The sequence below is a fragment of the Microbulbifer sp. A4B17 genome, assembly GCF_003076275.1.
In the GTDB taxonomy this organism is placed as follows: domain Bacteria; phylum Pseudomonadota; class Gammaproteobacteria; order Pseudomonadales; family Cellvibrionaceae; genus Microbulbifer.
Genome location: NZ_CP029064.1, coordinates 3,491,473 through 3,503,564, shown reverse-complemented (window position 1 = coordinate 3,503,564; position 12,092 = coordinate 3,491,473). Strand labels below are relative to the sequence as shown.

9 protein-coding genes are annotated in these 12,092 nt (G+C 50.5%); 8 read left to right on the top strand and 1 reads right to left on the bottom strand.

Annotation, left to right across the window (positions count from 1 at the left end):
• Positions 1–27 precede the first annotated feature (27 nt).
• From era to acpS, 3 genes are read left to right on the top strand one after another with little or no spacing between them, the layout of a single operon-like run.
• The gene (era, locus tag BTJ40_RS15435) at positions 28–927 is read left to right on the top strand and encodes a GTPase Era (RefSeq protein ID WP_108735289.1); all 900 of its coding nucleotides are present in this window, start codon (positions 28–30) and stop codon (positions 925–927) included.
• A 27-nt stretch (positions 928–954) separates the two neighbouring features.
• Positions 955–1,707, top strand: a complete 753-nt coding sequence (gene recO / locus BTJ40_RS15430; RefSeq protein WP_108733934.1) for a DNA repair protein RecO — start codon at positions 955–957, stop codon at positions 1,705–1,707.
• On the top strand, positions 1,704–2,090 hold the full coding sequence (gene acpS / locus BTJ40_RS15425) for a holo-ACP synthase (protein ID WP_108733933.1): 387 nt from the start codon (positions 1,704–1,706) through the stop codon (positions 2,088–2,090). The genes recO and acpS overlap by 4 nt, the downstream gene beginning before the upstream one ends.
• Here the strand turns inward: acpS and BTJ40_RS15420 are convergent.
• Positions 2,087–4,921: a response regulator gene (locus BTJ40_RS15420; RefSeq protein WP_108733932.1), complete on the bottom strand. Its 2,835-nt coding sequence runs from the start codon at positions 4,919–4,921 to the stop codon at positions 2,087–2,089. The two genes, acpS and BTJ40_RS15420, sit on opposite strands and share 4 nt — an antisense overlap.
• 299 nt (positions 4,922–5,220) lie before the next feature.
• Between BTJ40_RS15420 and cysM the strand changes: the two genes are divergently transcribed.
• From cysM to hemH, 5 genes are all read left to right on the top strand, one after another.
• Positions 5,221–6,117 (top strand): cysteine synthase CysM, encoded by an 897-nt coding sequence (gene cysM / locus BTJ40_RS15415; RefSeq protein WP_108733931.1) that lies wholly within the window; start codon positions 5,221–5,223, stop codon positions 6,115–6,117.
• 649 nt (positions 6,118–6,766) lie between these two features.
• Positions 6,767–9,013 (top strand): GTP diphosphokinase, encoded by a 2,247-nt coding sequence (relA, locus tag BTJ40_RS15410; protein ID WP_108733930.1) that lies wholly within the window; start codon positions 6,767–6,769, stop codon positions 9,011–9,013.
• Between the two features lie 12 nt (positions 9,014–9,025).
• Positions 9,026–9,853 (top strand): nucleoside triphosphate pyrophosphohydrolase, encoded by an 828-nt coding sequence (gene mazG, locus BTJ40_RS15405; RefSeq protein ID WP_108733929.1) that lies wholly within the window; start codon positions 9,026–9,028, stop codon positions 9,851–9,853.
• Between the two features lie 176 nt (positions 9,854–10,029).
• Complete coding sequence (gene adk / locus BTJ40_RS15400) at positions 10,030–10,683, top strand: adenylate kinase (RefSeq protein ID WP_108733928.1); 654 nt, start codon at positions 10,030–10,032, stop codon at positions 10,681–10,683.
• Between the two features lie 170 nt (positions 10,684–10,853).
• Positions 10,854–11,852, top strand: a complete 999-nt coding sequence (gene hemH, locus BTJ40_RS15395) for a ferrochelatase (RefSeq protein ID WP_108733927.1) — start codon at positions 10,854–10,856, stop codon at positions 11,850–11,852.
• The last annotated feature ends 240 nt before the right edge of the window (positions 11,853–12,092 follow it).

The following is a 12,092-nucleotide window of genomic DNA, read 5'->3' as shown; positions in this document are numbered from 1 at the left end:
GACCTTCAAATCTTTCGGAGAATTTACTTGAGCGAACAACCTTCTCGCTGTGGCTATGTCGCAATTGTCGGCCGCCCCAATGTGGGAAAATCCACACTGTTAAACCACTTGTTGGGGCAAAAGCTCGCGATCACTTCGCGCAAGCCGCAGACTACTCGCCACAATATGCTCGGTATTAAAACCGAAGGTCCGAATCAGATTATTTTTGTCGATACTCCGGGCCTGCATTCCGATCAAGAAAAAGCGATTAACCGCTATATGAATCGGGCTGCCGCCAGTGCTGCGCGGGATGTGGATGTGGTGGTGTTTGTTGTAGAGCGTACTCGTTGGAGCGAGGCGGACCAGCTGGTGGCCGACAAGCTGCGCGGGATTAAATGCCCGTTAATTATTGCCGTGAATAAGGTAGACCAGCTCGATGATAAAGCGGACCTGCTACCCCAATTACAAGCCCTTGCTGAGCAGCATCCAAAGGCGGAAATTGTTCCGATTTCGGCTTTGCGCAACGTAAATCTGGATGCGCTGGAAGAGGTTATTTTGAAGCACTTGCCCGAGGGGCAGCATTTTTTCCCCGAAGATCAGGTGACTGACCGCAGCTCGCGCTTTCTCGCAGCGGAAATTGTCCGCGAAAAAATTATGCGTCAGTTAGGTGCTGAGGTGCCCTACCAGGTCACCGTGGAAGTGGAGGAATTTGCTCAAGAGGGTAAAGTCCTGCATATCAGCGCCGCTATTTTGGTTGAGCGGGCCGGGCAAAAGCGTATCCTGATCGGAAATAAAGGCGAACGAATCAAACAGATCGGCAGCCAGGCTCGAGAGGATATGGAGCGCTTGTTTGACAGCAAGGTGATGCTCAATTTGTGGATAAAGGTGAAGTCTGGCTGGTCCGATGATGAGCGGGCTTTGCGAAGCCTTGGCTACAGGGACGAGTAATCATCAGGGCAACCTTCCCCTGGTACTATGAAAAGTCCACAACCGCCTCAACCCGCGTATATTCTTCACTCGCGCCCCTATAAGGACTCCAGTCTGATACTGGAGCTCTTTACTCCTGACCACGGTCGATTGGGCTGTGTCGCCCGTGGGGCCCGTCGCGATAAGCAGCGTCGCCAACAGGCACTGCAGCCTTTTACTCCGCTGCTTGTCACACTGATGGGCTCTGGCTCTCTTAAGACACTTGGCCCTGTTGAAAATGTTGGTGTGCCACTGTGGCTCAAGGGGCGAGCAGTTTATGCGGGCCTCTATGCTAATGAGTTGATGGTAAGACTACTTCCCGAGGGTGAGGCGCACTACACACTTTTCGCGGCTTATCAAAGCCTACTGGAGTCTCTCTCCGAGCTCGAAGGGCTTTCCAATTTTGAGCTTGAAGGTCCATTGCGCCGTTTTGAATTACAGCTGTTACTTGAGCTTGGTACCTGTCCATCTCTCAATGTTTGCAGCCCGCAAGGAGATTCAATAAGCGAGCGGGGAGTTTATCGCTTGGATGTTGAGCGGGGTTTAATTCCTGTCCACCGCTCCAGTGATGAGAGTCTGGGAGAATTGTATTTTTCAGGTGTGGAGCTGCTCGGTATGGATAGCGCTATGAATGAGGGCCGCTGGCCCAGTGAGGCTTTGGCACCGGCAAAGCGCCTAACACGCTTATTATTGCAGGCGGTACTGGGAGATAAGCCCTTGCAGAGCCGAGAGCTTTTTCGACAGGTTTACGGAAAAAAATGATAGTAAGTATTGGCACCGATATTTGTAACTATAATCGTATCGAGGTTGCGTGGCAGCGCTTTGGTGATCGCTTTGTTGAGCGTATCCTCAGTGCTGGTGAGAGGGAGGACTTTTATGGGATGGCTGGACCCATCCGTGCAGCATACCTATGTAAACGGTTTGCGGCAAAGGAGGCGGTAGCGAAGGCCTTGGGTACCGGGATTGGTGAGGGGATTTCCTGGCAGGATATCGATGTCCGCCGCCGCAAAGGTGCCGCGCCGCAGGTGGTCCTGGCGGGCGCAGCTAAGGAGAGGGCCGAAACTCTGGGTGTGGATAGAATTCATCTCAGCTTGTCTGATGAAAAAGACTCGGCGCTTGCATTTGTAGTATTTGAATCTTGTTAGGCGACTACCTCCAGGCCGAAGAGTGCATCCAGGTCCTGTTCTGAGGCCCACTCCCGCAGGGCTCGGATTTCCCTGAGAACGGCATTGAGTTTACGCTGATCAAAAGCTTGGTTGTCGGAGCCCTGGATGGTGCGCAACGCTTCCTGTAGTACACAAGTGGACTCCCTTAAGCGTGAGACTCCGCAATAACAGCAGCCGCCATGCATGCGGTGGGTGAGTTCGAACATCCCTTTGTAGTCCCCCAGGTTATACAACCGCTCCAGCTCTCTTTCGTCTGAGCTGAGGCCATCGATCAACATGCGCAGCATATCCCGGGCCAGTTTGGCGTCGCCGTTAGCGAGTGTCAGGCACTCCCCGATATCCACTAGTCGCATCTCTTCGAGACTCACTTTTTCGACCATTTGGGGACTGATGATCTTGAGCCATCGTTTAATCATATCGGAGAGCTGGGCCTCACTTACCGGCTTGCTTAAGTAATCGTCCAATCCTGCAGACAGCAAGCGGGCTTTCTCCTCGGCGCCGGCGTGGGCGGTGAGCGCGATAATCGGTGTACGCCGACCAGTTTCCCGTTCCCGAATCAGGCGTGTGGCCTCGATGCCATCCATTTCAGGCATCTGTATATCCATAAATACCAGGTCGAATGCCCCCTGTTGCCAGTGTTGCAGAGCTTCTTCACCGCTGGCTGCAATTACCACTTCCACATCCTGTGCGCGCAGGAACTCACCCACTAACCGTCGGTTTGCCGCGTGATCGTCCACAGCCAGTACACGAGGTGGGGCGGGCCAGGGTAGGGCTTTAACTCCACCGCTAGCTCGCTGTTGCTGTCCCTGCTGGGGAAGAGCACGCTTCAGAGAGCGCAGTAAGTTATCCCTGGTTACTGGTTTTCCGAGGAAGGTCAGTGTTCGGGTGCGAAGTTGATCATAGCAACGTCGCAGCTCTGCCGGTGGTCCCAGGACAATAACTCGGCACTGGTAAGTATCCACGATTGATTGGACTTTGCTGCTGAAACTATCGAAATCTCCCTCTGCGGTAGCGGTATCAATCATTACAGCATCGGGAAGGGCGTCGTGCCGCCACATCTGTTCTATTGCAGGTAGTAAAGTATCTGTATCGCCCAGCTCTATGGGTTCCGCTTGCCATTGGCTGAGAAGTTGGGCCACCTGTGATCGTGTGGCAGAGTTGGGATCTGCGAGCAATATCCGGCAGCCGGGGTACTGAATACGTGGATACATACCGCGATTGCGCTCTGCCTGGAGGGAAAACTGTACCCAGCAGGTATTACCCTCATCGGCGACTTCTTGGATACCGGTAAAGCCGTTCATTCTCTCAACCAGGCTGCGAGCAATAGACATGCCCAAACCGTTAGCGCTGATTTGCTGGGTGAGCTGTGGGGTTTTACTAGTGAGAATACTCTGGATTTCCTGGCGACTGGCTTCGTCAACTCGGTTACCCAGGTCGGAAACAGAGATGCGGATTATAAGCTCGGAGCCTTTAACACTGTGTACGGACAGGCGTACGGGTATATTGCCATTCTCCGAGCTGCGCACCGCATTACCCACCAGGTTTGTGAGTATTTGCTTTATTCGCAATGGGTCCCCGATCAGGGTGGGGGGGAGTTGAGAATCGATTAAGGGTACTAGTTCCAGGTGATGCTCGTAGGCATTTGGAGCCAGTATTTGCAGGGTTTCCTCTAGCAGTAAACCCAGGTCCATAGGGATGTGGTCAAGGACCAGATTGCCGGATTCAATACGAGAAAAATCCAGGATATCGTTGATAGTGGTCAACAGGTTTTCTGATGAGCGTAAAATGGTTTGCAGATAATCCTGTTGTAATTCATCAATGCCTGTTTTCAACAACAGGTTGGTAAAACCGATAATGCCATTTAAAGGCGTGCGGATCTCGTGGCTGGTGTTTGCGAGGAAAGTCGATTTAATCCTGCTCGCCTCCTGAGCCCTTTTGCGTGCCAGGTCCAGCTCAATATTTTGCTCTTCCATACTGTCCAGGGATTGGCGCAGGTCATCCATAGACTGCAATAAATTGGCCTTGTACTCCTGCTGGTAATGGGACAAGCTTTCAGCCATCTCATTAATTTGATTTCCCAGCTGCGCCAGTTCCCGGTTTTCTGTTTCGTGGGTGCGCCGATCAAATTCGCCTCGACCAATCGCCTCCAGCGTATGCCCCATTCTTATCAGGCTGTGGGCAAAGCGTTCAGACATAATGACGGACCAAGCTAGTGCGGCAAGGGTGCATAGAATCAATCCTACCAAGCCCACAAGTAATACCTGGTAAGTTCCCACCAGGAAATAGGGGCGATGCAGCTCAATACTGATCCAGCAAGTGGTGATATCGCCCTTTAGTGGCTGTAGAACCTGAAGGGTCTCGTCGTCCTCAAATATGAAGGGTTCGCGTTTGTTAAGGACATCTTTATTGACAGGGGTTCGCGGGCGTGGCCCGACGCTGGCTAACAAGCTGAGTCCGGTACTGGGGTTGAGGGCTCGCTTGGCACTGGCTTCGGTGGAGTAGACATGAACAGATCTGACCATATCTTTTTCCAGCATCAGTGCCAACAGACTTTTACGCAGCCATTCCATTCGCAGCTCAGCGGGGTGGCCGCCACTCATCTCAATTAGTTCAGCCAGCTGCTCGGCACTGGCACGTCCGTGACTCAATAGTAGTTGGCGGCGATCGTGCATTTGTTGCAAGGTGAAGACGAGGGCAAGAAGCAGGGACAGAATTAGTGCGGGTGCTACAGTGAGGCGAAATACCAGGGTTCGTAGGGATCGAGGTTGCTCTGGTTCCTCGATTGAGAGAATAGGATTGCCGGGGGCCATGGTAAAAGGGGCCTTTTACGATTATTTTTGCCTCATTTTACCGTTATGTGCACCCAAGCGCACTCCTTCGCCGGCCAGATAAAGCTCCTTTCTTGTCACAAATTACAGTCTTTAGTGACTCAAAGCTCCATTTTGTGAACGGTGGTCAGCAGAGTGTCCATAGCCGATCTGGTATTGTTGGGGGTGCATGGGTCTAAATAACCCGGACAGGGAGTGGACCAAATTAGTCGGTATTTAGTGCATGGTTCCCCATGCTGTACACTTGCTTCCCGCGAGATTTTTCTGGAATTTATTGCATTATGGATTACCCAACAATTGCTGACTGCGTAGGCAATACCCCGCTGGTCAAACTGCAGCGCCTGCCTGGTGAAACCAGCAATACTGTTTTGCTCAAGCTGGAAGGCAATAACCCTGCGGGATCGGTAAAAGACCGCCCGGCACTTTCAATGATTAACCGTGCGGAAGCTGCGGGTTATATTTCGCCGGGAGACACTCTGATTGAAGCGACCAGCGGCAACACTGGGATAGCTCTGGCAATGGCGGCAGCGATCAAGGGGTATCAAATGATTTTGATTATGCCCGATAGCGCCACCGAAGAGCGCAAAGCTTCAATGACGGCTTATGGTGCTGAGTTGATCCTGGTGAGTGCTGAAGAAGGTATGGAGGGGGCGCGGGATCTGGCCCTGCAAATGCAGGAAGATAAGAAGGGGTTGGTACTTAACCAGTTTGCCAATTCCGATAACCCACTGGCGCATTTTGAAGGAACAGGCCCGGAAATTTGGCAGCAGACTGCAGGAAGGGTAACTCACTTTGTCTCTTCAATGGGTACGACCGGCACCATTATGGGGTGCGGGCGCTATTTAAAAGAGCAAAATCCTAATATTCAAATTGTTGGGCTACAGCCGACAGAGGGCTCCAGTATACCGGGGATTCGTCGTTGGCCGGAGGCCTATCTGCCGAAGATTTTCATCCCAGAGCAAGTGGATATGGTCATGGATATGGACCAGCAGGAAGCTGAAGACATGACTCGCCGGCTGGCGAAAGAAGAGGGAATATTTTGTGGTGTTTCTTCCGGGGGAGCAGTAGCCGGTGCATTAAGACTTTCTGCGCAGCTAGAAAATGCGACGATTGTTGCAATTATCTGTGATCGGGGCGATCGCTATTTATCTTCAGGGCTTTTTGCCAGCGGAAAATAACCCTTACTTTTATTCTCGAATTTATCTTGTTTTTATTTGACAGTGCTGGAAGTAAAGTGTTTTTTATTATCCAGCATTGTGCCTGATCTCTGTTCACAAAAAAGCGTGGGGCCGGTTGCTTTTTTGAAATGTTATTTCAAGTTATTTGCGATTGCATGTTCTTTAATCTCACCCAGCTTTACAACTCTCATCTTTCTGCTATCTGCATTACTGGTAAAAAATAGACTACAACTAAACGGCTCATCGCAAAAAGCCAATGTGTAAAGTTGGGTAAAGTCCTAATCTGTTTTCTCCCGGAAATGTGTTGAACTGTGGCAGCTTTCTGATCAGTAAAATTTGCAATCATCTTCTCTCCCTGATTTTATCCCGCCACTACTTTAGCCTCCTGCAGGCATCGGTTTTGCAGGTTTATTCGTTGGTTAAAAGGTCAACAAGGTGCGCAAGACTTATACCTTTTCATTCAAACTGGTACGAAAAATTGCTGAATTTCGCGCAGCTTATTGAAATGTATACAGAAAATCATGGACTTTGGTGAGTTCAAACCTATGATAGAGAAGCGCTTAAACCAGCACGGATATCGAATTAACGTGCAGCTATGGCCAAGTGACAACAAAATTATGCCAATAACACAGATGACTCTTGTTAAAAGATGGTTCAGGTAAGAAAACATCATTCCTTTGGTGGAGAGGGTGAACTCGACCTTGAATCCTGGTTGCGCCATGTACAGAAACTTGCGGGGCTGGATGGCTCTGCGATAGTGACTTTACGGCGTGCGGCCGAGGTGAGTGCCGAGGCGGAGCAGCGCGCTATTGAGGCGGAAAACATCTGGGCTGAGGGCGCTAGCAGTTTTACCACTGGCCTTGAGATGGCTGAGATACTCGCCGACTTACAGATAGACTCAGAGGCACTTGTCGCTGCGGTTCTGTACAGGGCTGTTCGTGAGAAACGCCTGACACTGCAAGTAGTGGAAAAAGAGTTTGGTGAGCGAGTGGCCAAGCTAATTCGCGGTGTTTTGCGTATGGCGGCAATTCGCAGTCGCAGTGCAGATACTGGTGAAGAAAGTACCAGCGGTGCTGTAGAGGAGCACTCAGAGAATATCCGACGTATGCTGGTGGCGTTGGTCGACGATGTGCGAGTAGCTTTGATCAAGCTCGCCGAGCGAACCTGTGCGATTCGAGCTGCAAAAAACTCAGAACCGGCAAAACGACAGAGAGTGGCTCGGGAAGTAGCTGATGTTTATGCGCCCCTCGCTCACCGCTTGGGTATCGGCCACATCAAGTGGGAATTGGAAGACCTGTCATTCCGCTACCTTGAGCCAGAAGATTACAAGCAAATTGCTCGCTTGTTAGATGAAAAAAGACTGGCTCGGCAACAGTATATCGATGAGGTGTTGGAGTTATTGCGCTCCGAACTCGAACGCGCCCATATTGAGGGTGATGTCTATGGACGGGCGAAACACATCTACAGTATCTGGCGGAAAATGCGCCGGAAAAATATTGGTTTCTCCCAGGTTTACGATATTCGAGCAGTACGTATTCTTGTCCCCACCGTACGGGATTGCTATGCAGTCCTGGGGATAGTACATAACCTCTGGCGCAATATACCCAATGAATTTGATGATTATATTGCCTCCCCCAAAGAAAACGGTTACCGCTCCCTGCACACTGCAGTAATTGGTCCTGAACGCAAGGTGCTAGAAGTTCAGATCCGAACTTTTGCCATGCATGAAGAGGCGGAATACGGTGTTTGCGCCCACTGGCGTTACAAGGGCACTGACCTGAAGAGCGAAAGTAAAGATAGCTACGAGCAAAAGATATCCTGGCTGCGGCAGGTGCTCGACTGGCATGAAGAGGTGGGTGGCAATCCACTCCAGGACGATCTGCGCTCGAGTGAAGCGGATTCCCGCATTTATGTCTTTACTCCCGGAGGCCATGTTGTAGATCTGCCTCGGGGTGCAACACCATTGGATTTTGCCTACAAAATTCATACAGAAATTGGCCACCGCTGCCGTGGGGCCAAGGTTGATGGGCGAATCGTACCCCTTAATCATCAATTGGAAACAGCCAACCAAGTTGAAATTCTCACAGGGAAACTCGAAGCCCCCAGTCGCGACTGGCTCTCTTCAGGCATGGCCTATATCACCACCTCCCGTGCCCGGGCGAAGATTATTCACTGGTTTAAACAGCAGGCAAGAGACCAGAACATTGCTGATGGTCGCAGTATCCTCGACAGAGAGTTTAAGCAGCTTGCGCTGGGAGACTTCGACTTCGAGAAGCTGGCAGCCAAGCTCAACATGCACTCCCTTGAGGACCTCTATGCGGCGGTAGGAGCTGGCGATATTGGCGTGGGACAGGTTCTTAACGCTGCACAGCGGATGGTGAATGTGGACAGTGCGCCCCGGGTTCCCTCACTCACGGCTCCAGTGGCTCGGGGGGAGGGTAAGGCTGATGTCTATATCGATGGTGTGGGGAACTTACTCACTCATATTGCAGGTTGTTGTAACCCTGTTCCAGGCGATGAGATTATGGGCTATATCACCCTCGGGCGAGGGGTCTCTATCCACCGCAAAGACTGCGCGAATATGTTGCGTATGCAGGTTGAGGAGTCTGAAAGGGTGCTTCAGGTAAGCTGGGCTGAAAAACCCCGCGAGCTTTATGCCGTAGAAATTATGATTGAAGCCTACGATCGTCAGGGGTTACTGCGGGACGTCACAGTGATGCTGGATAGCCAGAAAATTAATATTACCGCTATGCAAACTCGCTCCAATAAGAATAAGCATACGGTAGAAATGATCGTGACCGCAGAGATTCACAACTTTGAAGAATTGAGTCAGGTATTACATCGAATTAATCAGCTGCCCAATGTTGCGTCGGCAAAGCGGCGAATTCTCCGCTGAATAAGGAATAACGTGGAAAAGAATTACTCTGTGGAGGACCTGCTCCACCTGATGGCCGAACTGCGCAATCCCGATGGGGGGTGTCCTTGGGACCTGAAGCAGAGCTTTGCAAGCATTGTCCCATCGACGATTGAAGAGGCTTATGAAGTTGCTGAGGCTATCGAGCAAGAAGACTACGAACATCTACATGAAGAACTCGGAGATCTTCTCTTCCAGGTGATTTTTTACGCTCAACTCGGGCGTGAACAAGGCTATTTTGATTTTTCGCAAATTGTCGACACGCTGGTGCGCAAATTAGTGCGTAGGCATCCCCATGTATTCCCGAGTGGAACGCTTTACGGCAATCGCTCTGCTGAGCCCCTCAATGAGGCTGAAGTGAAGAGGAATTGGGAGGCAATTAAGGAAGCTGAGCGCACTGCCAAGGGTGATGAGGGAACTCTGGCAGGAGTAGCGATGGGGCTGCCAGCGTTGACGCGTGCGGCCAAATTGCAGAAGCGCGCTGCGCGCGTGGGGTTTGACTGGCCCGATATCAATGGAGTCCTGGATAAGATTGAGGAAGAGATTGCAGAGTTGCGGGAGGCCGTAGCCTGCGGTGATATGGAGCACGCGCAGGAGGAGCTGGGAGATTTGCTGTTCTCCTGTGTGAATGCATCTCGACACTTGAAAGCTGATCCTGAAGCCGCTCTGCGGGGCTGTAGCAGAAAATTTGAGCAGCGTTTTGGTTTTATTGAGGCCAGTTTACAGCGTCAAGGGCGGCAGGTATCAGAGGCAACGCTGGAGGAATTGGACCGGCTTTGGGATAAGGCTAAAGAGCAGCTTGTGACTGGTGCTGGAAACTAAAGGCTCTGTAACGCCCATGGGTGACGAGACTTCCCGCACTCTCCTGCGCCTTCCTGTTTGTATGCATTGTGGGGGTATCGGTAGCAATCTTGCCCAATCTGAGGTCTGAGTGTAAGGTAGCGCTCTTTTAGCGCGGCGGCTTTTGGTTCGTCGAAAGTATTGGAGGCTTACTGAACATGCGAATTATTCTCTTGGGCGCGCCGGGAGCCGGCAAAGGCACTCAGGCTCAATTCATAACAGAGAAGTTCGGCATTCCGCAGATCTCCACCGGCGATATGCTTCGCGCTGCGGTGAAGGCGGGTACCCCTCTTGGCCTGCAGGCTAAGGATGTTATGGACGCAGGAAAATTGGTTTCTGACGACCTGATCATTGCGCTGGTTAAAGAGCGAATCGCTCAGGAAGACTGCGCTAAAGGTTTCCTGTTTGATGGCTTCCCCCGCACCATTCCTCAGGCAGAAGCCCTGTTGGAAGCGGATGTTCACATTGATCACGTTCTAGAAATCGCCGTTGACGATGAAGAGATTGTGAAGCGTCTTTCTGGTCGCCGAGTTCACGAAAACTCCGGTCGTGTCTATCACATCGTTTACAATCCGCCCAAGACTGAGGGCGTCGATGATGTGACTGGTGAGGCATTGATTCAGCGTACTGATGACACTGAAGAAACCGTCCGCAACCGTTTGGCGGTTTATCACGAGCAGACGGCACCCCTGGTAGGTTTTTACCGTGAGCTGGAAGCGCGCTCTCCCGAAGCAGCTCCCAAGTACGCCAAAGTAATGGGTGTTGGCAGTATGGATGATATTCGCGAGAAAGTGTTGGAAGCTCTCAGCTGAGATTGCCAGTAACACCGTGTTTAAGCCCCCGCTTGGGGGCTTTTTCGTATCTGCAATAGCGATATTGGATTGAGTTGATCGTGGCGGTGTTCCCCTGGCAGTATTCGCTCTTTCCTGTCCGTTAACTGGCAGGAGTTCATGAAAGGAAAATGTTTCTAACGGGGCGGTTTATGTCTACGGCGATAATTTTGATGAATTTGGGTACTCCTGCTGAGCCGAAACCTGCAGCAGTGAGAAGTTTTTTGCGGGAATTCCTTTCAGATCCACGGGTTGTTGAGATTCCGAGACCAATCTGGTTGACCATCTTGAACTGCTTCGTGCTGCCTTTTCGCCCACAGCGTATTGCGCCTGCATACGAGGAAATATGGAATGGAAGTGCTGATGAAGCAAAGGTGGAAGGATCACCACTTCTCTACTATACGCAGAAGCAAGCAGAGCTATTGCAAAAGCATTTACTGGCAGAAGGTAATGAGGTCGCTGTTGAATATGCGATGACTTATGGTGAGCCCCGTCTGGATAAGACGATAGAAACTCTGCGAAAGAAAAGCTTTGAATCTTTCGTGGTTCTTCCCCTCTATCCCCAATATTCGGCTACCACGACTGCTGCAATTTATGACCAGGTGGCGCAAATTTTTCGCAATAGTCGTGATATTCCGGATATTTCCTTGATTCGAGATTATTATCGAAATCCACTGTATATAAAATCCCTGGCCAATTCAGTGAGAGAGCACTGGGAAAAAGTAGAGCCTGCAGAAAAGTTATTGCTTTCGTTTCACGGCATCCCCAAAGCGAATGTTGATAAGGGAGACCCCTACTATCACCACTGTATGGAAACAGCGAAGTTATTAGCGGACGAGCTGAAAATTGGTGAGGATAAGTGGCAAGTTACGTTCCAGTCGCGTTTTGGTAAGGCAGAGTGGCTGCAACCATACACTGATAAGACTCTAATAGAGTGGGGCAAAGCGGGAATTAGTAGTGTCGATGTAATTTGCCCGGCTTTTTCTGCTGATTGCCTGGAAACACTGGAAGAAATTTCGGTAGAGAATCGCGCTAATTTTATAGATGCCGGGGGCCGTGATTACCGTTATATTCCCGCTTTAAATTTACGCAAGGATCACATAGAGGCACTTGCCGGAATTGTGCAAACCAAGCTCGAAGGGACAAAATAATTTCTACCAAAGTGCTAAAACGGGACCCAAAAGCGTAAATTGATAAGAAAAATATACTTTTTTTATAAAAAGTTTCTCATTTTTCGCTTTTTTACTTGCAATGCCGGGTATTTTTATTAACTTTGATAAAGTTGTATCGAAATAGGCGGTGCGGCGATTTGCATAAGTAATAAAAACGGCCGGTTACAGTTTTTATTCGATAGCTAAAAGGCAATGCTGCCGGCACACTTTTGGATGTAC